Source organism: Dyella koreensis, from assembly GCF_044904565.1.
Classification (GTDB): Bacteria; Pseudomonadota; Gammaproteobacteria; order Xanthomonadales; family Rhodanobacteraceae; genus Dyella_D; species Dyella_D koreensis.
Genome location: NZ_JADIKD010000008.1, coordinates 298,080 through 319,765, shown reverse-complemented (window position 1 = coordinate 319,765; position 21,686 = coordinate 298,080). Strand labels below are relative to the sequence as shown.

The window sequence follows — 21,686 nt, the reverse complement described above, 5'->3', positions numbered from 1 at the left end:
CCTTCTCCATGGTGCACATGGCGTATGCTTCGCCAGCCATCCGGGGAGACGAAGCTGTGTGCAGGGGATGGGCCGCCGACGTCAGGTGCCGTCGCGCATCGACAGGTGCGCTGGGGCTGGTCTTGCGCGTACTGCTGGCCGTGCTGCTGGTCCTGCCCGGCTGGACCGTGCGGGCCGCGACGCCCGGCAGCGAGCGTCCGCTGACCTTCGGCATCCTGCCTATCGGCGGGCCTTCCGAATCGCTGGAAGCATGGCGCCCTTTGCTGGACGACATGGGGCGTGCCCTGCACCGCCCGGTGCGCAGCGTTTCAGTCAGCACCTATGAGGGCCTGGCTCAGGCACTGACTGAGAATCGCATTGACCTGGCGTTTGTCTCCGGCAAGCTCGCGCTCGACGCCGTGGCCCGCGATCAGATGCAGGTCATCGCCCAACTGACCCGCGGCGACAGCTCGCGCGGCTACTACTCCGTCTTGCTGGTGGAAAAGAACTCGCCCATCCACAGCCTGGACGACGTCTTCCGGCGTGCCGGGCACTGGCGCTATGCGCGCGGCGAGGCGTTGTCCGTATCCGGTTACGTGGTGCCGGAAACTCAACTGTTCGCCAACCGCAAGCTGGATTCGGACACCTTCTTTGCCAGCGTCACGGTGGACAACCATCAGAACAACGCGCTAGCGGTGGCGAACAAGGAAGCCGACATCGCCACCAACAACACCGCCGACCTGGAACGCTTCGCCATCCATTTCCCCGAGCAGTACGCGCGGCTGCGGATCCTGTGGACGTCCAGCCTGATTCCTCATGCAGTGGTGATCATACGCACCGACCTTGCGCCGGAACTGCGCCAGCACGTCACCAGCTTCATCACCACTTATGCCAAAGGCAAGAACGCCGCAGCGGAACGGGCCAAGCTCAAACTGATCCACGACATCAGCGGCTTTGCACCCGCCGGCAACGAAACCCTGGTGCCCTTCGCCGACATGGCCTACACGCTGGAACGTCGCCGTGCGCTCAGTGCGCAATGGGTCAACGAGGCGGCACTCAATGCACGCCTGAAGAAACTCGACAGCGATCACGAGACGATGGTGCACCAGCTGATCGCGTCACCACAGCCGTGAGCAACACTTGCCGGTCTGATGCATAGCGCTTCGGTGGTATGGCACCGCGGCTTGATCGGATCAATCATCCTCATTCCGCGTGACCCGTGATCGCCGCCCCTAGCCACGCATGCACCCTGCCGGGAAAGGATGCTCAGCGCCCCTCACGACGCAGGAGACTGCCATGGCTTTGGACATGAACAAGCTCAACGACTTTGTCGGCAAGTTCGTACAGGACTTCGGCGCTTCGCTACACGCCGGCACGGTGGTTATCGGCGAGTCGCTCGGGCTATACAAGGCACTCGCCGAACACCCCATGACACCGGCCGAACTGGCCAGCAAAACACAGACCGACGAACGCTATGTGCGCGAGTGGCTCAGCGCGCAGGCCGCCAGCGGCTACGCCATGTATGACCCCGCAACGCAGCAGTTCAGCCTCAGCGAAGAACAGGCGTTCGCGCTCGCCGACGAAAACAGCCCGGCGTACCTTCCCGGTGCGTTTCTCGCTTCATTGGGTGCACTGAAATCAGTGCCGCAGCTGATCGATGCCTTCCGCACCGGCGCCGGCTACGGCTGGCATCAGCACGACGCCTGGCTGTTCCATGGCACCGAGAAATTCTTCCGCCCGGGCTATGCCGCGCACCTGGTATCGGAATGGATACCGGCTCTGGACGGCGTCGAGGCCAGGCTAAAGGCTGGCGCGACAGTCGCCGATGTCGGCTGCGGCCACGGCGCCTCGACCCTGCTGATGGCACAGGCGTATCCGGCCTCGCGCTTCGTCGGCTATGACTATCACGGGCCGTCGATCGAATGGGCCAACAGGGCCGCCGAGCGGGCGGGTGTCGCCGACCGCGTGCGCTTTGAAGTGGCGGCGGCCAAGACCTATCCGGGCAAGGACTATGACTTCGTGGCGGTATTCGATTGCCTGCACGACATGGGCGACCCGGTCGGCGCGTCGCGCCATGTGCTCGATTCGCTGAAGCCGGACGGCACCTGGATGATCGTCGAGCCGTTCGCCAACGACGCACTGCAGGACAATCTCAATCCGGTGGGACGCGTGTTCTATTCCGCCTCCACCATGATCTGCACGCCGGCCTCGCGCGCGCAGGAAGTAGGCCTGTGCCTGGGCGCCCAGGCAGGCGAGGCGCGCATGCGCAACGTGGTGACCGAGGGCGGCTTCCGACATTTCCGGCGCGCCACCGAGACGCCATTCAACCTGATTTACGAAGCGCGGCCGTGATGTCGCGCGCGGGTGACGATGGTCCGCATCGTCACCCATGCTGGCCGGCGCGGCTTACTTGCCGCCCATGTCCTTGATGTTCATCACCGTGCCGTTCGGCATGACCATGTCGCCGGGTTTCTGTCCGGCGGCGCAGGCGCCGACCCAGCGACCGGTGCTGGTCACTGTGGCTTCGGAGCGCCCCATCACGGCGGGGTCGTACTTGATGTGACCGTCGGTCTTGTACGAGGTGTTGCCGTCGAAGCGGGTCTCGCTGTGGCTGGTCATGGTGATGTTTCCCTGTGGGCCCGGCATCGAACACACACCGTCCGCGAGCACCGTGTTGCCCTTTACACTGAGCTCGTACTTGCTGCACATCGAGCCGCTCATCTGGGCGCCCATCTGGTACATGGTCTGATCGGTCGCCTCGTCAACGCACAGCTTCATAATCTGCGGCTGGCCGCCCATGCCACTCATCTGCATTTCCCACAGGCCGGGCTTGCGCTTGGGCAGGTTGGACGGAAGTTCGACCGCCAGTGCGGTACCGGCGAGACAGAATATGGACAGGACAAGCAGCGGGCGGAAACGAACGGACATGGCGATCTCCCTGGTGACGATGCGGGCGGCCCATGCCGGGCCGCAGGCCGCTCAAGGTAGCGACAAAACGTGACGGCGTCATGCGGGCCCGCGGCATCCCGCGGATGCCTTGAACAGCCCTATGTAGTCCATTCGTTCTATATCCGAGATAGCTAGTTCAAAGAGCGTATCGAACCTCCGCGCGGACTCTCCTAGAGTGCATGCATAGATAAGTGCATGCAAAGTGCCAGGGACGGCAGACAGCGCTTGCGCGCCCTACTCGCAACGACAGCCAGGCAGCGTCATGCCGAAAACTTGTGCCGTCATCTTGCATCGACCCGACTTGCCCGCAACGCCCACCGGGACGGCCGCCTCGCGACACCTGCCGGGAGGCTGAACGCATGGATCCGCGGATCAAGCTCCTCAACCGCCTGTTTCTCGATGCGGTATTGCCGGTGACGCTCGCCGCGCTGGCCCTGGTGCTGGCCCTGACCGCACAGGTCGCCAACGTGCAGGGCGAACGCCTGGATGCCCAGCTCGCCTCGCGCATCGAGCAGTTGGCCGGAACGATCGCGGCCAGCATCGACGCACCACAACCCCTGCTTGACGCAGCCCTGCGCGAAGGTGGCCTGCGCCACGTCGAATTGCAGCATCCGAACGGACGCCACTGGAGCAGTGGCCAGCCGGTGGCGGATCAGCGCGCCGGTAATTACCGGCGCGTCCTTTCCGCGATCGACGGCGGCCGTCCCACCCTGACCATGCAAGCCGACTTGCAGCCCTTGCGCCGCGCGCAGGCCATTACCTGGCTGTTGGGTGCGCTGTGCGCCGCGGGCATCCTGCTGCTGGCATGGATAGCGCGCTGGACGCTGCGCCGTCAGGTCACTCAGCCTTTGCTGAAAGTGCAAGGCATGCTCGATGCCTGCCTGGATGGGCTCCCCCTGCCAGCCAGCAGCGCCGGACTGCCGGAAGCATTCGCGCGCATCGAGCAGGCGTTGCCGATACTGGCCGGGCGACGCGAGCAGACGGCACTCGCGCTCGACTCTTCTGAGGAGATGGGCAATGCCACGCACCAGAACCAGGCAGCGACGCGCAGCAAGGCGCGTTTCATCGCGTTGGTGAACCATCATTTCCGCCAGCCGCTGCAAGCCCTGCAGCTGTTCACTGCGAACCTGCATCCCAGTACCGATACCGACCAGCAAGCGTTGCTGGCACACATGCGCACCAGCATCGCCTCGATGACCCGGCTGCTTGATGCGCTGCTGGAAATGTCGCGACTGGATGCCGGTGTGGTAACGGTGAAGCCGGTGGAGTTCAGTGTCACCGAACTGTTCCTGCACGACCGTCAGTGGCTCAACGAGGAAGCCTCGCGCCACGGCGCAACGGTGGTCTGGCATGACAGCCGCCATCATCTGCACGGCGATGCGGAACTCGCGGCCAACCTGCTGCTGCAACTCGCCAGCAACGCCATCGCCAATGCGCCTCTGGGACGCGTGTTGATTGCGGCACGGCGTCGCGGCCAATCGATACGCATCGAGGTCCGCGACAACGGCCCCGGCATCGCCTCCGATCAGCAACAACAGATCTTCGAGGAATTCGTGCAACTCCCGGCTGCCGAAGCACTGCGCCGCGATGGCTACGGATTGGGCCTGGCCATCGGCGACCGGCTGGCGCGCCTGCTCGGCACCCGCATCGGCCTTCGCTCCGAACCTGGCCGCGGCAGCACCTTCTGGTTCGATCTGCCGGAAGCGCCAGCCGCCGAACGCAGCCGTGCTCCGCGTGGCCGCAAACCCACCCCAATCTGGCGACACGCAAGCTAGGGCCCCTATGAGCCACAGCGAGCGCTAATCATCCGGCTCCATGCTCCGCGCCACCTATTTGCCTGCCCTCCCGGCACCGGAGCCCGCGATGAAAGCCTCTCCCGTCATGCTCGCCGTCCTTTCCGCTCTGCTGCCCGCTATCGGCTCGGCAGCCTCCACACCCGCCAAACCAGCGCCCAGCTATACCGTCCAGCAGCGCTATGCGCTTGGCGGTGAAGGTGGCTGGGATTACCTCAGCCTCGATCCCACGACGCACCGCATCTTCATTGCCCGCAACGACCGCGTGATGGTGGTGGATGCGAATACCGGCAAACTGACTGGCGAGATCGCCGGCATGCAGCACGCGCACGGCGTGGCGCTGGCGACAGCGCGGCGTCGCGGTTATGTCAGTAATGGCAAAGGCGACAACGTCAGCGTGATCGATCTCGATGCGCTGAAAGTCGTCGGCCAGATTCCGGTGAGCGGCAAGAACCCGGATGCCATCGTGTTCGATGACGCCGGCGGCCACGTGCTGACCATGAATGGCCACAGCAACAACATCAGTGTGATCGATCCTGCCGCGGGCAAGGAGCTGACCACCATCGCCCTGTCCGGCAAGCCGGAATTCGCGGTGACCGATGGCAAAGGCAATCTGTATGTGAATCTGGAAGACACCAGCCAGCTGGTGCACGTCGACCTGAAAGCCGGCAAGGTCGCGCATACCTGGCCGCTGGCACCTTGCGACTCGCCCAGTGGCCTGGCCTTCGACGACGCCAACCAGCGCCTGTTCTCGGTATGCGACAACCAGCTGATGGTGGTGACGGATGCGCGCGACGGTCACCAGGTCGCCAAGCTGGCGATCGGCAAGGGCCCCGATGCCGCGGCATTCGACCCGCAGACGAAGCAGGTCTTCAGCTCCAATGGCGAAGGCACGCTGACTGTCGTGCACCAGGACGACGCGGATCACTACACCGTCGCCGCCAACGCACCCACGCAGAAGGGCGCACGCACCATGGCGCTCGATGCGCAGCAGCATCGCGTCTATCTGGTCGCGGCCAATCCAGCGGCCAAGGGTGCGCCGGTGACTGGCTTCACCCTGCTGGTCGCGGGATCGCACTAAGCCAACACATTGCGCTGCTGCTCGCGCAAAAAAAAGCCCGCCTGGATCAAACCAGGCGGGCTTTGCATTGGTGGGTCGTCCGAGATTCGAACTCGGGACCAATAGATTAAAAGTCTACTGCTCTACCGACTGAGCTAACGACCCGGCATCAAGCCAAGCCCGCAATTTTAAGGTCTGCGGGCCTGCGACACAACCCAAAGTGATTCAGACATAACGGGTGGGATCAGCCAGCCCCGCCTCGCGGAAGCCCTGCGCGCGCAGGCGGCAGGCATCGCAATGGCCACAGGCGCGGCCTTGCGCGTCGGCCTGATAGCAGCTCACGGTTTCGGCGAAATCGACTCCCAGGCGCAGTCCTTCACGCGCGATGTCGGCTTTGCTCATGCGCATCAGCGGCGCATGGATGCGGATGCCCGCCCCTTCGACACCGGCCTTGGTCGCCACATTGGCGAGCTGCTCGAAAGCCTCGATAAAAGCGGGGCGGCAGTCCGGGTAGCCGGAGTAGTCCACCGCGTTGACGCCGCACCAGATGTCGCTGGAACCGAGTACTTCGGCCCAACCGAGCGCGATCGACAGCATGATGGTGTTGCGCGCCGGCACATAGGTCACCGGAATGCCTTCACCGCCCTCCTCGGGCACGTCGATATCCGCGGTAAGCGCGGAGCCGCCAATGGAGCGCAGATCGACGTGCACGGTCTTGTGCTCCACCGCGCCGAGCAGATGCGAAACACGCGCAGAGGCCTCCAGCTCGGAACTGTGGCGCTGGCCATAGGCCACGCTCAAGGCATGCACCTGATAACCCTGTTCGCGAGCGATGGCGATAGTGACAGCCGAATCCATGCCTCCGGAAACGAGGATGACGGCCTTGCGGGGAGAAGCTTCGGACATGGGTGATATCCACACTGGAGTCAGGCCGGTCACCGGCCGGAAAGCGCCACCGGCAACACAGGCCGGCGCGCGTGAAACAGGCTACGACGGCTCGCCGCGCAGCAATACCTCCCGCATACGGGAGGCATGATCCATCAATGACCCGGCGCGTCGTTCCATAGCAGCTTGTGCAACTGCAACTGGAAGCGCACCGGCAATTTGTCCTCGATGATCCACTCGGCCAGTTCGCGCGGCTGTACAGCGCCATGCACCGGCGAGAACAGGACCATGCAGCGGCGGTCGATGGCGTGTTCCGCCACGACATCGCGCGCCCATTCGTAGTCGGCGCGGCTGGCGATCACGACTTTTACCTGGTCGTGCGGCAGCAGGTGATCGAGGTTCGACCAGAGGTTGCGCTTGCTCTCGCCGGAATCCGGCGCCTTCAGATCCATCACTTTGCGTACGCGCGGATCGACAGCGGAGACATCCAGCGCGCCGGAGGTTTCCAGCGACACGTCATAGCCGGCATCGCACAGGCGCTGCAGCAGGATCAGGCAACGCTTCTGCGCCAGCGGCTCGCCGCCGGTGACGCAGACGTGCTTCGCACCATGCGAGGCGACCTCGGCAAGGATGTCGTCCATCGCGCGCCAGTCGCCGCCGTAGAACGAGTACTCGGTATCGCACCACACGCAGCGCAAGGGGCAGCCGGTGAGGCGCACGAACACGGTGCGCCAGCCGATCGCATCGGCCTCGCCCTGGATCGAATGGAAGATTTCGGTGATGCGCAGGCGCTCGGCCACGGCCGGTGTCGACGTGGTTGGCGCCACGCTCGCGTTACTGCCACTCACAAGAGTCTGCTCCATGCTTCCCCATAGCCCGCGCCGGGAGCTGTTTGCGCGCAGGGCAAGGAAGAACGAGGGCGTGTACGTCCGTACACAACCGAGTGATGACGCCGGCATGCGGGCAAACAGACCCGGCCCGCAGGGTTGCTCACGTGCGCCCGGCAGGAAGCGCCGCGCGGCTTGACCTGACAGCCAGTCAGGCATTGCGCCACACACCATTCCCTGCCGGGCGCACGCGAGCAACGCGGGCTATGGGGAAGCATGGAGCAGACTCTCACACCTCAGTTGGCCGGCTGCAGCTGCAGGCGGCGCAGGCGCTCCTGGGCCAGGCTGGCAGCCTTGGAACCCGGATACTTGGTGGTTACCGACTTCAGCGTCGCCTTGCCCGCATCGCCCTGCTTCAGTTCGAGCTGGCTGTAGCCGAGCTTGAGCATGGCGTCGGGCGCCTTGTCGCTCTGCGGGAACTGGCTGAGCAGGCGCTGGAAAGCCTCGAGCGCAACCGGGTAGTTCATGGTCACATAGTAGGACTCGCCCAGCCAGTAATACGCGTTCGGCGTCAACGGGCTGTCCGGGTACTGCTGGATGAAAGTGCGGAAGCCGCGTGACGCCTGCACATAGTCGCCGCCGCGCAACGACTTGAACGCCGCGTCATAGACGGCCTGCGCACCTGCGGCATCGGCCGCCGGTGCTGCATTAGCCGGCGTGGACGGGGGCTTGCCGCCCTTGCCCTTGGCATCTGTCGCAGCCGCGGCGGGTGCCGCAGGCGCCGGATTGGCATTGGCTGAGCCGGCCGGGTTGCCGGGGTTCGCGGCTGCGTTATTGCCGCCGCCAGCGGCGCCTGCGGCACCGCCGTTTTCAAGACGCCCGATGCGTGAATCGAGATCCACGTACTGCGCCTTGTTCTTGTCCTGGACCTCCTGCAGCTGATGCTGCAGTTCCTCGATCTGGCCCTGCAGCTGCTGCACCTGCGCCTGCAGTTGCTGCATCTGATTGACCATGCCGATACCGCCCTGATCCTGGTTTTGCGCCTGCTGCTCGAGCCGCGAAACGCGGTCGGCCAGACTGAGGCGTGAATCCTGGGCCAGTGCCGGAACGGCAAAAAGCATGGCGGACGCAATTGCGCCCGCCATGCCTAGCCTGGCTGTAAAGCTGTTAGCCAGTCGCTTCGTCATGCTTACTTCGCCGTGTAGACGATCTCGACGCGACGGTTCTTGCTCCAGCAGTCCTCGTTGTGCTCGCGGCACACCGGCTTCTCTTTGCCGTAGCTGATCACGTTGAGCTGGCTGGCCGAACCGCCGGCGGCGGTCAGGGCGCTGGAGACAGCGTTGCCGCGGCGCTCGCCGAGGCCCAGGTTGTACTCACGGGTGCCGCGCTCGTCCGTGTTGCCTTCCAGACGGATCTGGGCGGTCGGGCGGTCCTGCAGGTACTTGGCGTGGCAAGCCATGATCTGCTGGAACTCCGGCTTGATCTCGGTCTTGTCGAAGTCGAAGTAGACGACGCGCTGACGCAGGCATGCGTCACGGTCCAGATCTTCCGGGGTGTACTTGCCGGCGCCAGTGGCCGGGGCTTCGGTCACAGGGGTCTGCTCAGCCTGCGGCTGCGGCTTGACTTCCTGCTTCTTGGAGCAAGCGGCCGCGCCAACACAGAGCAGGGCGACCAGAGCGACGCGAACGGTCTTATTCATGGTGGACGTTCCTTCAAACGGGTTTGAGTTCCGACAGTCAATAACGATTGCGGTTACAGGACAGTGATCGCCGGTGGACCGGCTGTTATTTTGACACCTTGGCGCCGGCAGCGCGCTGCTCTGCCCTGCCGGCCTCACCAGCCAGGGCCGCGAAGCCCGGTCGGTGACCGGACCGACAGCCAGGCCAAGGCCCATCTGTCGACCCTAATCGTCCGGCCGCGACGCTCACGCGCCGCAGCCACAAAAATCATCGCTGCCGGTACGGACCCCAGGACGGTTCGCGCACGTCACCATCGGAAAGTACGAGGCGCTGGCGAACCTGACCGTCGGCCGAGACGGCATACAAAACACCGCGACGTCCTTCGGTTGCGGCGTACAACAGCATGCTTGCATTGGGTGCGAAGCTCGGGGACTCGTCAATCGGGCCCGGCGAGAGGAAGCGCACCTGCCCACCCAGACTGCGGTCCATGACCGCAATACGATACACGTTCCCGTTGCCCTGCACCATGGCGATCTGCTTGCCGTCGTAGCTGACGTCGGCGCTCAAGTTGTTCTGACCCTGGAAGCTGATGCGGGTGGCACCGCCGCCCGAGGCGGGCGTCTGGTAGATCTGCGGGCGGCCCGAGCGATCCGAGGTGAAGTAGATGCTCTGGCCATCCGGCGACCAGACCGGCTCGGTGTTGATGGAGAGGGTCTTGGTCAGGCGGGTTTCCTGGCGGCTGGCCACATCCATCACATAGATCTCGGGGTTGCCCGAGTAGGACAGCGAGATGGCCAGCTTACTGCCGTCCGGCGACCAGGCCGGAGCGCTGTTGATGCCGCGGGGACGGGCAGACACCAGCTGGCGCGAGCCGGTGGTGATGTCCTGCACATAGATGGCCGAGTTGCCGCTCTCAAAGGAGACGTAGGCGATCTTCTTGCCATCCGGCGACCAGTGCGGCGACAGCAGCGACTCGCGGGAACGGGCCACCACCTGCGGGTTATAGCCGTCCGAATCGGCCACGATCAGCGCGTAGGTCGTGTTGTTACCCAGGCCGACTGCGGTGATATAGGCGATGCGCGTCCAGAACGCACCGCGCACGCCGGTGATCTTTTCGTAGATCTGGTCGGCGATCTGATGAGCTACGCCGCGCAGGTCACCGGCCGGAGCGGTGAACGCCTGGGCCAGCATGCTCTGCTGCTTGTTGACGTCCCACAGCTCGTACTCGACGCGCAGCATGCCGCCGCCGGCATCGCTGATGCGGCCGATGGTGAGGAAGTCCTGCTTGAGCAGACGCCAGGTGGGGAACTTGATGTCCGAGCCCTTGGACGGGGTCTCGACAATCTCGCTCTTCGCCAGCGAGCGGAATTTGCCCGAGCGATTGAAATCGTTGCGGATGACGTCGGCCACGTCGGTCGGCAGCGGCGCCCCGCCCGCCTGGGCGAACGGCACCACGGCGATCGGGGTGGCGGTTTTGAGGCCACCGACGATGTCGACGTTGAGCGATTGGGCTGCGGCCGTACCGGCAAACAGGGCCGATACGGACAGCAGGACGGATGCGAAGACAGAGCTCAATTTGCGCATGGGCTGATCACTGCGGCCTGAAGGTGAAATCAATATTGCGTTTGAACACGCTCTCGAAGCCCTTGTAAGGCAGGGGCTGAGCGCGCAGCACGGCGTTCTCGATAGAGCGCTTGCCGGCATCATCGTAGGGGCAGGCTGAATCGACCTTGGCGCTCATGACGTCGCCGCCCGGCAACTGGACGATATGCACCACGCACGGTGTGCTCGGCATGTTATCCGGGCGAAGCCAATTCTGGGTGACAGCGTTCTGAATTGCGGCCTGGTATTGCGCCAGCAGGCTGTCCGGACCATTGGTGCCGGTCTGGCGCTGGTCAGCATTCGGCAGGTTGGCTTCGCCGTTGTCCTGGGCGTTCTTGAGCTCTTCCATCTGCTGCTTGGCCTGCTTGGCCTTGTTCTCCAGTTTCGAGCGCTGCGAGGCGGCCGCGTCCATTTTGGCGAACAGCTCATCAAGCTTTTGCTTCTCTTGCTTCTGCTTGGCCGCCTGGGCGTCCAGCTCGGACTGGCGCTGGCGTTGCTTTTCTTCCTGCTCGCGCTTGGCGTCCTCGGCCTTCTGCAAGGCGTCGGCCACCACCTTCTCCTGATCCTTGGTGTCCGGATGCTCGGGTGGAGGCGGCAAGGTCTTCACTACCGGCGCTTGTTCCTGCGGTGTCGGCGGCGGCACGGTAGGCGGAGGTGGAGTGGAATCCGGCACCGGCTTGGCCTTCTGGGCCTTCGGCGGCGGTGCACCTGTGGGGCCGATCAGAGTGGCCTCGATGATCTGGCCCGGCAGCTCCAATGGTTTGGCGCAGGCAATCGGATTCCAGCCCGCCGGCAGATGCAGGGTCTCAAACAGACTCTCGTAGAACGAGCACGGCACAATCGCCAAAGCCAGGAAGGCGACGATGCCTAGATGGAGAACGGCGGAAAGAATGACCGCCTTAGGCGTGCCCTTACGGTCGTCCATGCTTCCCGCTCGACTCGGGCTGGCTCATCAGGCCGATCTTGGACACCCCGGCCTCCTGCAGGATCGGCAGGATCAGATATACCTTGCCGTAGTTGGCTCGCTCGTCGCCGGCCACCAACACCTGCAGCTCCGGGTTCGCCTTCTGATAGGCGGTGATGCGCGCCTTGAAGTCGTCGGCGCTGACCGGCTCACGCTTGGACCCTTCCGCGCTGAGGTAGATCTGGCCGGCTTCATCGACGGAGACCACGATCGGGTCCTTCTTGTCCTTCAGCGACTTGGCCTGGGTCTGCGGCAATTGGATATCGACGCCGAGATTCATCATGGGCGCGGTGACCATGAAAATGATCAGCAGCACCAGCATCACGTCGATATAGGGAACGACGTTGATCTCGGACTTGAGCTTGAAGCGCTTGTGGCGCATGGAGCTACGCATCGCCATGCCCTCAGGCCGTCGCGTCGTCGGTCTGGATCTGACGCTGCAGCACCGAGGAGAACTCCTCCTGGAACACCTCGTAGCGCGAGGCCACGCGGTCGACCTTGTTGGCGAAGCGGTTGTACGCCCACACTGCCGGGATCGCGGCGAACAGGCCCATGGCGGTAGCGATCAGCGCTTCGGAGATGTGCGGCGCGACCACGGCGATGGTCACGTCCTTCATTTCGCCCAGACCCTGGAAGGCGCCCATGATGCCGATCACGGTGCCGAACAGACCCACATAAGGACTGATCGAACCCACGTTGGCGAGGAACTCGAGGTTGCGCTCGAGGCGACCGATCTCGCGGGTGCCGGCCACGCGCATGGCACGCTCGGAACCTTCGATCACCACACGCATGTCATGCGTCTTGCGCTGGCGCTGGCGGGCGAACTCGCGGAAGCCGGATTCGAACACCGTCTCCATGCCGCCGCCGGTGGCGCCTCGGTTGCTCACCTCGCGAAAGAGCTGGGCGAGATCGGCACCGGACCAGAAGCGCTCCTCGAAGCCCTCGGCCTCGTCCATCGCGGTGCGCAACTGCTGGTGCTTGCGGATGATGATCACCCACGACAGGAAGGAGAACACCAGCAGTACGAGCATCACGAGCTGCACCAGGATGCTCGCTTCCGCGACGAGCTTGAAAATGTTCAGTCCACCGTTCATTGCTTGAGCGTTCTCCGCCGCGGGTTATTTGTGTGGGGGTAGGCCGGGAATCATCCCGGCCGGAATCTGCGCCGGGCGCATGCGACGGATGTCTACGCATGCCACGCGCACCTGCGCGCGGATCAGCTCCGTACCGTCGGCCCGGCTGATCGTCTGGGCGAACAGGATACTGGCAGCGCGCCGCTCTTGGACCTCGACCGTCACGCTCAGTTCATCGTCCAGCAGGGCCGCCCGCAAGAAATCGATCTTCATCTCGCGCACCAGGAAGGCCAGGCCGGTGGCCTCCTTGACGGCCGATTGGTCGATACCCTGCGCGCGCAGCCATTCCGTGCGGGCCCGCTCCATGAAACGCAGATAGCTGGCGTGGTAGACCACGCCGCCGGCATCGGTGTCTTCCCAATACACGCGGACCGGCCAGCGGAAGCTGTCCGGGGGGGACAACGGGGTGGCTTCAGACATCGGACTCGCCCGTGGTGAACAGATCGGCCGGTTGCGGCTGGCGCGGCGGAGGGGTCAGCCCCAGGTGGCGCCATCCCTTGGCGCTGGCCATACGGCCACGCGCGCTGCGCACCAGGAAACCTTGCTGGATCAGATAAGGCTCGACCACGTCCTCGAGGGTGCCGCGGTCTTCGCTCAGTGCCGCCGCCAGCGACTCCACACCCACCGGGCCACCGTCGAAATTCTCGATGATGATAGTCAGCAGGCGCCGGTCCAACTCATCGAAGCCTTCGGCGTCGACCTTCAACATATCCATCGCCGCCTGCGCTGCCTCGCGGTTGATATGGCCACCCGCGCGCACTTCCGCATAGTCGCGCACGCGGCGCAGCAGGCGGTTGGCGATGCGCGGCGTGCCGCGCGAACGGCGGGCGATTTCCTGCGCGCCATCCACATCACAGGCGATGCCCAGGATGCGCGCCGAGCGGCGCACGATCGCGGCCAGCTCTTCAGGCGTATAGAACTCCAGACGCTGCACGATGCCGAAGCGATCACGCAACGGTGCAGTGAGCAGGCCGGCACGCGTGGTGGCGCCGATCAGGGTGAACGGCGGCAGGTCCAGCTTGATCGAGCGTGCGGCCGGCCCCTCGCCGATCATGATGTCGATCTGGAAGTCCTCCATCGCCGGATAGAGCACTTCCTCCACCACCGGCGACAGACGATGGATCTCGTCCACGAACAATACGTCGTGCGCTTCAAGGTTGGTCAATAGCGCTGCCAGATCGCCTGCGCGCTCAAGCACGGGGCCCGACGTCGAGCGCACATTCACACCCAGCTCGTTGGCGATCACATGGGACAGCGTGGTCTTGCCCAGACCCGGTGGCCCGAAGATCAGCACATGGTCCAGCGCCCCGCCCCGCTTCTTCGCCGCCTCGATATAGATCGACAGCTGCTCGCGCACCGCCTGCTGGCCGAGATATTCGGCGAGCCGCTTGGGACGGATCGATGCCTCCAGGGCTTCGTCGTCCATCTGTGCGGCGGCGGTGATGATGCGGTGTTCGGTCATGCCGCGCATTATGGCAGGGCCGGACGCCCGTAGGAGCTTAGATCTCGACCTGTGCGCCCAGCTCGATCAGCCGGTTGCCGGGGATCTGGAAGAACGCGGTAGCCGGCAGCGCATTGCGGGCCATGAAGGCGAACAGCTTGTCACGCCACAGTGCCATACCCGGCCGGCGATCGTCCGCAATGATGGTTTCGCGCGACAGGAAGAACGTGGTGTCCATCATGTCGAACGGCAGGCCATTGCGCGAACATTTGGACAGGGCCTCGGGAATATTCGGGTCTTCGGCGAAACCGAAACGCAATTCCAGGCCGTAGAAATCGTGACCGAGCGAGGTGATGTGAATGCGCTCGTCCGCATCCGCCACCGGCGTTTCCAGCATCTCGACCGTCAGCAACACATTGCGCTGATGCAGCACTTTGTTGTGTTTGAGGTTGTGCAGCAGCGCGTGCGGCACAGCATGCTGGTTGGCAGTGAGGAACACCGCCGAACCCGGCACGCGCAACGGCGGATGGTCGCTGACGTTCTCGATAAACGGCGCCAGCGCCAGACCGGACTGCTTGATCTCGCGCACCACCAGCTCGCGTCCGCGACGCCAGGTGGTCATCACGATGAACACACCCACGCCGAGCACCAGCGGGAACCAGCCGCCGTACTCGATCTTGATCAGGTTGGCGCCAAGGAAAGACAGATCGATGGTGAGCAGCAGAATGCCCGCCACCGCCACCGCGATGCGGCTCCACTTCCACTGATAGCGCGCTACCACCAGGGCGAGAATGGTCGTCACCGTCATCGTGCCGGTCACCGCAATGCCATAGGCCGCGCTCAGATTCTCCGAGCTGCGGAAGCCCAGCACCGCCAGCAACACCATCACCAACAGGAAGGAGTTGACCCAGGGCACGAAGATCTGGCCAGACATCTCGCGCGAGGTATGCACAATCGGCATGCGCATCGAGTAACCCAGCGACATCGCCTCGCGCGTCATGGAGAACGCGCCCGAGATCACTGCCTGCGAGGCGATCACCGTCGCCACCGTCGCCAGGCCGATCATCGGATACAGCAGCGCCGTGGGCACCAGCTTGAAGAACGGGTTGTCGATGGCTTCAGGATGGTCGAGCAACAGCGCGCCCTGGCCGAAATAGTTGAGCACCAGTGCCGGCAGCACGAAACTGAACCAGGCCAGGCGGATCGGCTTCTTGCCGAAATGCCCCATGTCCGCGTACAGCGCCTCCGCACCGGTCAGCGCCAGCACCACGCCACCGAGAGCGATGAATGCCTGCATGCCGTGGCTGATGAAGAACTTGACGCCGTACATGGGATTCAGCGCAAGCAGCACGTGCGGGTTGTCCAGGATCATGCGCACGCCAAGCAACGCGATGACCACGAACCAGATCACCATCACCGGGCCGAACAGCTTGCCCACGCGCTCGGTGCCATGCCGCTGCAAGGCAAACAAAAAGAACAGGATCACCACCGATGTCACCGGCACCACCCAGTGCGGCAAGTCGGGGACGGCCACCTTCATACCTTCTACCGCGGACAACACCGAGATGGCCGGCGTGATCACGCCATCGCCATAGAACAAAGCCGCGCCGAAAATGCCAAGGATCGCCAGGATCCAGCGCATCCGCGCATCCCCCCTGGCGCTGCGCAGCGCCAGCGCGAGCAGCGCCATGATGCCGCCCTCGCCCTTGTTGTCGGCGCGCATGATGAACACCACGTACTTGAGCGAGACCACGATGATCTGCGCCCAGAAAATCAGCGACAGCACACCGAAGATGCTCTCCGGGGTCGGCTTCATCCCATCGTGACTAAGCGTGGTCTGCAGGGTGTACAGCGGACTGGTGCCGATGTCGCCGTAGACGACACCAATGGCGCCCAGCGCCAGGGCGGCCAGGCGTCGCTTGGTCTCGGCGTCGGCGCTGCCATGCATGGAGGCTGGATTCACGTCAGTTCCCTAATGCGGCGCGCAGCGCCTTGCGGATGATCGATTCGGCGCTATCGCCTTCGACGGCGACTTTCTGCACCAGACGGGTCACCTCGACCGGCTTGTAGCCGAGCTGTTGCAAGGCCACGGTGGCCTCGCCCGCTGGATCGAGCGGCGCGCCGTTCGTCTTGGAAGAAACACCCGGCAAACTCACTGCCAGGCCGTCCACGCGATCGCGCAGCTCCACCACCATGCGCTCGGCGGTCTTCTTGCCGATGCCGGGAATCTTGGTCAGTGCCACCACGTCGCCGGTTTGTACCAGCCGCGCAAAATCGCTGGTGGAGACGCCGGACAGCACCGACAACGCAATCTTCGCGCCGATGCCGCTCACCTTCTGCAGATTGCGGAACAGCGCGCGCTCGCTTTCGTGCAGAAAGCCATACAGCGCAACAGTGTCTTCCTTCACCGCGTAGTGGGTGAGCAGGGTCACTTCCTTACCGGTGGCCGGCAGGTCGTACATGGTGGACATGGGCGCCTCCAGCTCGTAGCCGACACCGCCCACTTCCACCAGCAGCCACGGCGGCTGCTTGGAAATCAGAATGCCGCGCAGGCGACCGATCATCGGCGGCGTCTCCACGCGGTACGCGGAATACCCACGCGCGCCAGGCTGGCACGGGTATGCGCATGGGTTACTGCGATGGCCAGCGCGTCCGCGGCATCCGCCTGCAGCGGTCCCTTGAGGCCGAGCAGCACGCCGACCATGTGCTGTACCTGGGTTTTGTCGCCACGGCCGCTGCCGACCACTGACTGCTTTACTTCCGTCGCTGCGTATTCGTGCACCACGATCCCCTGGCTCACCACCGCACAGATCGCGGCGCCTCTCGCCTGCCCCAGTTTCAAGGCCGAATCAGCATTGCGCGCCATGAATACACGCTCGATGCCGCACTCATCCGGCCGATGCGCGGCGATGATGGCACACAGCTCGTCAAAGATGCGTTTCAGGCGCAGCGGAAAACTGGCCTCGCCGGCCACCGCCAGCGCACCATGAAAAACATGGGACAACTTGCCGGCCGCATCGACCTCGATGATGCCTACGCCGGTGCGCTGGCTGCCAGGGTCGATGCCGATGATGCGGGTCATGAGCGCGCGCTCGCCACGGGCCGCAACGGCCCGTGAGGACTTAGCCGGCAGCCTCGGCCGGAAGCAGCGCGTTGTGCGAGACCTCGCTCACATCGTCCAGCGCATCGAGCTTATCGAGCAGGGTCTGCAAGGCTTCGACGTTCTCGGGCGACACGGCCACGCGATTGTTCGGGCGCATCGTCACACCCGCATGCTCGGCATGCAGGCCGGCTTGGATCAACGCCTGCTGCACCGACTCGAAATTTTCCGGCGCGCAGATCACCGTGCTCTCGCCGTGCTCGTTGATGACGTCGTCGGCGCCGGCCTCCAGCGCCGCTTCGAGCACTTTTTCTTCCTGGGACTCATCGCCACCGGTGGCGAACACCAGCTCGCCGCAGCGGGTGAACTGGAATGCCACCGAATTGGTGGTGCCCAGATTGCCGCCGTTCTTGTTGAGCACGGCGCGCACGTCGGCGACGGTGCGAGTCTGGTTGTCGGTGAAGCAATCGATGATCAGCGCGATGCCACCCGGGCCGTAGCCTTCGTAGCGGAGTTCTTCCGCCGCGCCACCATCCGCACCGGAGCCGCGCTTGATCGCGCGCTCGATGGTGTCCTTGGTCATATTCGCGGACAGCGCCTTGTCCACCGCCGCGCGCAGGCGCGGATTGGCGGCCGGGTCGGCCACGCCGGCACGGGTGGCCACCGTGATCTCGCGGATCAACTTGGTGAACACCTTGGCGCGCTTGGCGTCTTCGGCGTTCTTGCGACCTTCGATGGACGGGCCTCTACCCATGGCGTGTTCCTGAACCTTTGCGTACGGACAAGGGGCGGATTTTATCCCGTTCGCCCGGAGGGCTGGCAAGCCGGCCAGATTCCAGCGGATTGATCACCCGGGGCGATTCGCCGCAGGGGTAGCGACGCGATCGAAGCGCCCCTGCTGCAAAAACCGGGCGATCTGCCGCGCCACTTCGGCCGAAAACAGCAAACCCGTATGGTTGGCCTCAACCACACAGTGATCGGCAATACCCGGCAATTCCGTCTCTGCGACTGCCACGGTTCCGTCATGTTCGCCCGCGAGCGGCCCCAGCATGGCACCCAACCCGATCGGCAGGCGGCCCGCGATCACACCGACTTCGCGCGCGCCCGTCCATTGATCGAAGCCATGCTCAAGCAGGCTGCGATTGTGTCCCAGCAACGCCATGCCGCCGCGTCCACCCAGATCCGCGAACGCCCGCGCGGCGGCACTGCCTTTCAGTGGCGAACCAAGGCAGACGATGCGCCCTGGCGGTAACGGCGCCTCTTCCGCGCAGGCACGCAGTGCGAGCAAACCACCCAGGCTATGCCCCACCAGATGCACCGAGCCCTCATCCGGCACCAGCTCCTGCATGCGCGCATGCAGACGGCCGAGAATGCGCTCCTGCGTCGCCGCCACACTCATATAGTCGAAGCGATGCACGCGGAACCCAGCCTCCATCAGCCGGCGATGCAGCATGACCAGCGCGAAACCGCGCATCCAAAGGCCATGCAACAAGATCACGTGATCGGTCATCGAAAGGCCGGAGAGGAAGAAGAGAAACAAGGGAACAGCACGATAGGCAGGCTCACTCCAAAGGAGCAAGCCTGCCCGTCACAAAACCAGCCGTTCTTCGGTGCCGTAGCGCCTTAGCCGTGAAGCTTGTCCGCGGCGGCAACCCGCACGTGCAGTTCTTTCAGCTGCGGCTCCGAGACCATCGACGGCGCGTCGGTCATCAGATCCTGCGCGCTGGTGGTCTTGGGGAAAGCGATCACATCGCGGATCGACTCAGTACCGGCCATCAGCGCCGCGATACGATCGATACCGAAGGCCAGACCGCCATGTGGCGGCGCGCCGAACTTCAGCGCCTTGAGCAGGAAGCCGAACTTCATCTCGGCCTCTTCCGCACCGATGCCCAGCAACTCGAATACCGCACTCTGCATATCCGGGCGATGGATACGGATCGAACCACCGCCAATCTCGGCACCGTTGAGCACCATGTCGTAGCCGCGGCTCACCGCATTCGCCGCGTTCGCACGCAACTCGCCGATGTCATCGACCTTGGGAGCGGTGAACGGGTGATGCAGGGCGACAAAGCGCTTTTCTTCGTCGTCGTACTCGAACATCGGGAAATCGGTGACCCACAGCGGCTTCCAGCTGTTTTCCACCAGGCCACGATCCTTGCCGACCTTCAGGCGCAACGCGCCCATGAAGTCGGTGACCGTCTTCCACTTACCGGCGCCGATAAACACCATGTCGCCCGTCTGCGCACCGGTCGCCTTGAGCATGGCATCCAACGCTGTGTCGTCGAGGAACTTCGCCACCGGCGAATTGATGCCTTCGCGCCCCTTGGACAGATCATCGATGCGCAGCCAGGCCAGACCCTTGGCACCGTACTTGGCGACGTATTCGGTGAGCTGGTCGATTTCCTTGCGGGTCAGCGTGCCGCCACCCGGCAGGCGCAACGCGGCGACGCGGCCGGCCTGATCGTTGGCCGGCTCGGCGAACACCTTGAACTCCACCTGCTTCAGCGCATCAGCCACATCAACCAGTTCCAGCGCAATGCGCAGGTCCGGCTTGTCGGAACCGAAGCGGCGCATGGCTTCCGCCCAGGTCATGCGCGGGAAGGTCTCGGCCAGTTCGACGCCCTGCACTTCCTTGAACACGTGGCGGATCAGCTCCTCCACGAAATCCTGCACGTCCTTCTCTTCGACAAAGGCAAACTCAAGATCGAGCTGGGTGAATTCCGGCTGGCGATCGGCGCGCAAGTCTTCGTCGCGGAAACAGCGGGCGATCTGATAGTAGCGATCGAAACCGGCCATCATCAGGATCTGCTTGAACAGCTGCGGCGACTGCGGCAGCGCATAGAACTGGCCCGGATGCACGCGGCTCGGCACCAGATAGTCGCGCGCGCCTTCCGGCGTGGCTTTGGTGAGAATCGGGGTCTCGATGTCCTGAAAGCCGCGCGCATCAAGGTAACGGCGCAGCGCCTGCACCAGCTTGATGCGGGTGCGCATCATGCGCTGCATCTCGGGGCGGCGCAGGTCGAGGTAGCGGTAGGTCATCCGCATGTCCTCGTTGGGATTCTCGTGCAGCGCGAACGGCAAGTCCTTCGCGGCGTTGAGCACTTCCACCTGGTCGGCCACCAGCTCGACCGCGCCGGTCCTGAGCTTGTCGTTCACCGACAGACGCTTGCGGATGGTGCCGGTGACGCGAAGGCAGTACTCGTAGCCGATCCCGCTGGCCACCGCGAACGCCTCGGCGTTCTCGCGCTCCACCACCACCTGGGCGATCCCTTCATGGTCGCGCAGGTCGACAAAGGCAACGTGGCTCTGCAGGCGAAGGGTATTGACCCAGCCGCACAGGGTGACGGTCTGGCCGACCAGCGCCTCGTCGATGAGGCCGCAGTAATGCGTGCGCATGCGCTTGGAACTCCGGGCCGCCGCGGCGGCATAAGACATGGAAAAGACCCGGAATAGTAGCAGCCCCGGCAATCACAGGCAGGCCAAGGACGGGGAACGGGGAACGGGGAACGGCGTCACACGCTGCGAGCTTTTGCTCCCCGTTCCCTAGTCCCCGTTCCCCACGCCTCAAGTATTACCAGCGCCGGTCAACCGAGAAGATGCCGCGGCAACCGTTGTCCACCCACACGCCAGCGCGGTTCCAGCCCCAGTTGTCACCCTCGCGGCAACGGGTATCAGAGATCTGGCGGATAAGACGCACACGTCCATTGCGACCCACGTCGACTTGGCACAACTGATAGCGGCTGCCATTGCTATCGCAGCGCAGCTGGATCTCGCGGTCCCAGTCCGGACCCGGACGCCAGCCGCCATCGGGGCGATCATCGTCATCCCGATCGGGACGGCCATTGTCCCAACCCGGCCGCCAGCCGCCGCCCCAGCCGCCGCGCGCCGGCAGGAAGTTGGCGCGGCAACCGCCGTTCACCCAGACCGAACCATCGTCAGTACCCCAGGTGCGGCCCCGGATGCAGTCCGTCCTCGACAGTTGCTGCACCATGTCCGAAGGTCCTCGCCACGGCACCGGGCACTGGGCCGGCCGGCCATCGTTGCCGGCGCAGTAAACCGCCTGCGGCTCGCGACCACCCCATTGGGCCTGCGCGGAAGAAGGCGTCATCCAACCCAGGCTGGCGCCAGCCACCGCCACCACTGCCCACAGCCCCCTGCTCATCGCGCTCATCGTCGTCCACCACATGTTGAAGGTGACACCACGCTACTTGAACTCAGGCAACCGGAATTGAATATTTTGCGATCCGGCCGCCACGAACTTGCGACCGGTAGGA

22 protein-coding genes and 1 tRNA gene are annotated in these 21,686 nt (G+C 64.3%); 4 read left to right on the top strand and 19 right to left on the bottom strand.

Annotated elements, in window-relative coordinates:
• The first annotated feature begins 122 nt into the window (after positions 1-122).
• The gene (phnD, locus tag ISS97_RS07100; RefSeq protein ID WP_379986962.1) at positions 123-1,112 is read left to right on the top strand and encodes a phosphate/phosphite/phosphonate ABC transporter substrate-binding protein; all 990 of its coding nucleotides are present in this window, start codon (positions 123-125) and stop codon (positions 1,110-1,112) included.
• Positions 1,113-1,275: 163 nt separating this feature from the next.
• Positions 1,276-2,331 (top strand): class I SAM-dependent methyltransferase, encoded by a 1,056-nt coding sequence (locus ISS97_RS07095; RefSeq protein WP_379986963.1) that lies wholly within the window; start codon positions 1,276-1,278, stop codon positions 2,329-2,331.
• Between the two features lie 54 nt (positions 2,332-2,385).
• On the opposite strand, the gene ISS97_RS07090 is transcribed toward ISS97_RS07095, so the two are convergent.
• Positions 2,386-2,907, bottom strand: coding sequence for a DUF3617 domain-containing protein (locus ISS97_RS07090; RefSeq protein ID WP_379986964.1), 522 nt, complete (start codon positions 2,905-2,907; stop codon positions 2,386-2,388).
• A gap of 380 nt (positions 2,908-3,287) precedes the next feature.
• Between ISS97_RS07090 and ISS97_RS07085 the strand changes: the two genes are divergently transcribed.
• Both ISS97_RS07085 and ISS97_RS07080 read left to right on the top strand, forming a co-directional pair.
• Positions 3,288-4,703 (top strand): sensor histidine kinase, encoded by a 1,416-nt coding sequence (locus tag ISS97_RS07085; RefSeq protein WP_379986965.1) that lies wholly within the window; start codon positions 3,288-3,290, stop codon positions 4,701-4,703.
• Between the two features lie 88 nt (positions 4,704-4,791).
• On the top strand, positions 4,792-5,802 hold the full coding sequence (locus tag ISS97_RS07080; RefSeq protein ID WP_379986966.1) for a YncE family protein: 1,011 nt from the start codon (positions 4,792-4,794) through the stop codon (positions 5,800-5,802).
• Between the two features lie 68 nt (positions 5,803-5,870).
• Here the strand turns inward: ISS97_RS07080 and ISS97_RS07075 are convergent.
• The 18 genes from ISS97_RS07075 to ISS97_RS06990 form a co-directional block, all read right to left on the bottom strand.
• Positions 5,871-5,946, bottom strand: a tRNA-Lys gene (locus ISS97_RS07075).
• Positions 5,947-6,006: 60 nt separating this feature from the next.
• A complete protein-coding gene (queC, locus tag ISS97_RS07070; protein WP_379986967.1) occupies positions 6,007-6,687 on the bottom strand; it encodes a 7-cyano-7-deazaguanine synthase QueC in 681 nt (226 codons plus the stop codon).
• Between the two features lie 134 nt (positions 6,688-6,821).
• Complete coding sequence (gene queE / locus ISS97_RS07065; protein ID WP_379986968.1) at positions 6,822-7,529, bottom strand: 7-carboxy-7-deazaguanine synthase QueE; 708 nt, start codon at positions 7,527-7,529, stop codon at positions 6,822-6,824.
• Positions 7,530-7,789: 260 nt separating this feature from the next.
• Complete coding sequence (gene ybgF, locus ISS97_RS07060) at positions 7,790-8,680, bottom strand: tol-pal system protein YbgF (protein ID WP_379986969.1); 891 nt, start codon at positions 8,678-8,680, stop codon at positions 7,790-7,792.
• Positions 8,681-8,682: 2 nt separating this feature from the next.
• Positions 8,683-9,192 (bottom strand): peptidoglycan-associated lipoprotein Pal, encoded by a 510-nt coding sequence (gene pal / locus ISS97_RS07055; protein WP_379986970.1) that lies wholly within the window; start codon positions 9,190-9,192, stop codon positions 8,683-8,685.
• A 247-nt stretch (positions 9,193-9,439) separates the two neighbouring features.
• A complete protein-coding gene (gene tolB, locus ISS97_RS07050) occupies positions 9,440-10,756 on the bottom strand; it encodes a Tol-Pal system beta propeller repeat protein TolB (RefSeq protein ID WP_379986971.1) in 1,317 nt (438 codons plus the stop codon).
• Positions 10,757-10,763: 7 nt separating this feature from the next.
• On the bottom strand, positions 10,764-11,699 hold the full coding sequence (locus ISS97_RS07045; RefSeq protein WP_379986972.1) for a cell envelope integrity protein TolA: 936 nt from the start codon (positions 11,697-11,699) through the stop codon (positions 10,764-10,766).
• The gene (gene tolR, locus ISS97_RS07040; RefSeq protein WP_379987213.1) at positions 11,686-12,132 is read right to left on the bottom strand and encodes a protein TolR; all 447 of its coding nucleotides are present in this window, start codon (positions 12,130-12,132) and stop codon (positions 11,686-11,688) included. Before tolR ends, ISS97_RS07045 begins: the two co-directional genes overlap by 14 nt.
• Before the next feature lie 10 nt (positions 12,133-12,142).
• A complete protein-coding gene (tolQ, locus tag ISS97_RS07035) occupies positions 12,143-12,832 on the bottom strand; it encodes a protein TolQ (protein ID WP_379986973.1) in 690 nt (229 codons plus the stop codon).
• A gap of 24 nt (positions 12,833-12,856) precedes the next feature.
• Positions 12,857-13,291, bottom strand: coding sequence for a tol-pal system-associated acyl-CoA thioesterase (gene ybgC / locus ISS97_RS07030; RefSeq protein ID WP_379986974.1), 435 nt, complete (start codon positions 13,289-13,291; stop codon positions 12,857-12,859).
• Positions 13,284-14,333 carry a Holliday junction branch migration DNA helicase RuvB gene (gene ruvB, locus ISS97_RS07025; protein ID WP_379986975.1) on the bottom strand — a complete coding sequence of 350 codons (1,050 nt, stop codon included), beginning with the start codon at positions 14,331-14,333 and terminating at the stop codon, positions 13,284-13,286. The genes ybgC and ruvB overlap by 8 nt, the downstream gene beginning before the upstream one ends.
• A 37-nt stretch (positions 14,334-14,370) precedes the next feature.
• Complete coding sequence (locus ISS97_RS07020) at positions 14,371-16,260, bottom strand: potassium transporter Kup (protein ID WP_379987214.1); 1,890 nt, start codon at positions 16,258-16,260, stop codon at positions 14,371-14,373.
• Between the two features lie 16 nt (positions 16,261-16,276).
• A complete protein-coding gene (gene ruvA / locus ISS97_RS07015; RefSeq protein ID WP_379986976.1) occupies positions 16,277-16,876 on the bottom strand; it encodes a Holliday junction branch migration protein RuvA in 600 nt (199 codons plus the stop codon).
• The gene (gene ruvC / locus ISS97_RS07010) at positions 16,873-17,394 is read right to left on the bottom strand and encodes a crossover junction endodeoxyribonuclease RuvC (protein WP_379986977.1); all 522 of its coding nucleotides are present in this window, start codon (positions 17,392-17,394) and stop codon (positions 16,873-16,875) included. Before ruvC ends, ruvA begins: the two co-directional genes overlap by 4 nt.
• A gap of 40 nt (positions 17,395-17,434) precedes the next feature.
• The gene (locus tag ISS97_RS07005) at positions 17,435-18,166 is read right to left on the bottom strand and encodes a YebC/PmpR family DNA-binding transcriptional regulator (RefSeq protein ID WP_379986978.1); all 732 of its coding nucleotides are present in this window, start codon (positions 18,164-18,166) and stop codon (positions 17,435-17,437) included.
• A gap of 93 nt (positions 18,167-18,259) precedes the next feature.
• Entirely contained in the window at positions 18,260-18,922 is a 663-nt protein-coding gene (locus ISS97_RS07000) for an esterase/lipase family protein (protein WP_379986979.1), read from the bottom strand.
• A gap of 113 nt (positions 18,923-19,035) precedes the next feature.
• Positions 19,036-20,808 carry an aspartate--tRNA ligase gene (aspS, locus tag ISS97_RS06995; RefSeq protein ID WP_379986980.1) on the bottom strand — a complete coding sequence of 591 codons (1,773 nt, stop codon included), beginning with the start codon at positions 20,806-20,808 and terminating at the stop codon, positions 19,036-19,038.
• Between the two features lie 175 nt (positions 20,809-20,983).
• Positions 20,984-21,583 carry a DUF3011 domain-containing protein gene (locus ISS97_RS06990; protein WP_379986981.1) on the bottom strand — a complete coding sequence of 200 codons (600 nt, stop codon included), beginning with the start codon at positions 21,581-21,583 and terminating at the stop codon, positions 20,984-20,986.
• Between the last annotated feature and the right edge of the window lie 103 nt (positions 21,584-21,686).

Coding starts and splice junctions, on each gene's coding strand:
- ISS97_RS07095 (WP_379986963.1), top strand. CDS start 1,276: ATGGCTTTGGACATGAACAAGCTCAACGACTTTGTCGGCAAGTTCGTA.
- ISS97_RS07090 (WP_379986964.1), bottom strand. CDS start 2,907: ATGTCCGTTCGTTTCCGCCCGCTGCTTGTCCTGTCCATATTCTGTCTC.
- ISS97_RS07085 (WP_379986965.1), top strand. CDS start 3,288: ATGGATCCGCGGATCAAGCTCCTCAACCGCCTGTTTCTCGATGCGGTA.
- ISS97_RS07080 (WP_379986966.1), top strand. CDS start 4,792: ATGAAAGCCTCTCCCGTCATGCTCGCCGTCCTTTCCGCTCTGCTGCCC.
- queC (WP_379986967.1), bottom strand. CDS start 6,687: ATGTCCGAAGCTTCTCCCCGCAAGGCCGTCATCCTCGTTTCCGGAGGC.
- queE (WP_379986968.1), bottom strand. CDS start 7,529: ATGGAGCAGACTCTTGTGAGTGGCAGTAACGCGAGCGTGGCGCCAACC.
- ybgF (WP_379986969.1), bottom strand. CDS start 8,680: ATGACGAAGCGACTGGCTAACAGCTTTACAGCCAGGCTAGGCATGGCG.
- pal (WP_379986970.1), bottom strand. CDS start 9,192: ATGAATAAGACCGTTCGCGTCGCTCTGGTCGCCCTGCTCTGTGTTGGC.
- tolB (WP_379986971.1), bottom strand. CDS start 10,756: ATGCGCAAATTGAGCTCTGTCTTCGCATCCGTCCTGCTGTCCGTATCG.
- ISS97_RS07045 (WP_379986972.1), bottom strand. CDS start 11,699: ATGGACGACCGTAAGGGCACGCCTAAGGCGGTCATTCTTTCCGCCGTT.
- tolR (WP_379987213.1), bottom strand. CDS start 12,132: ATGCGTAGCTCCATGCGCCACAAGCGCTTCAAGCTCAAGTCCGAGATC.
- tolQ (WP_379986973.1), bottom strand. CDS start 12,832: ATGAACGGTGGACTGAACATTTTCAAGCTCGTCGCGGAAGCGAGCATC.
- ybgC (WP_379986974.1), bottom strand. CDS start 13,291: ATGTCTGAAGCCACCCCGTTGTCCCCCCCGGACAGCTTCCGCTGGCCG.
- ruvB (WP_379986975.1), bottom strand. CDS start 14,333: ATGACCGAACACCGCATCATCACCGCCGCCGCACAGATGGACGACGAA.
- ISS97_RS07020 (WP_379987214.1), bottom strand. CDS start 16,260: ATGCATGGCAGCGCCGACGCCGAGACCAAGCGACGCCTGGCCGCCCTG.
- ruvA (WP_379986976.1), bottom strand. CDS start 16,876: ATGATCGGTCGCCTGCGCGGCATTCTGATTTCCAAGCAGCCGCCGTGG.
- ruvC (WP_379986977.1), bottom strand. CDS start 17,394: ATGACCCGCATCATCGGCATCGACCCTGGCAGCCAGCGCACCGGCGTA.
- ISS97_RS07005 (WP_379986978.1), bottom strand. CDS start 18,166: ATGGGTAGAGGCCCGTCCATCGAAGGTCGCAAGAACGCCGAAGACGCC.
- ISS97_RS07000 (WP_379986979.1), bottom strand. CDS start 18,922: ATGACCGATCACGTGATCTTGTTGCATGGCCTTTGGATGCGCGGTTTC.
- aspS (WP_379986980.1), bottom strand. CDS start 20,808: ATGCGCACGCATTACTGCGGCCTCATCGACGAGGCGCTGGTCGGCCAG.
- ISS97_RS06990 (WP_379986981.1), bottom strand. CDS start 21,583: ATGAGCGCGATGAGCAGGGGGCTGTGGGCAGTGGTGGCGGTGGCTGGC.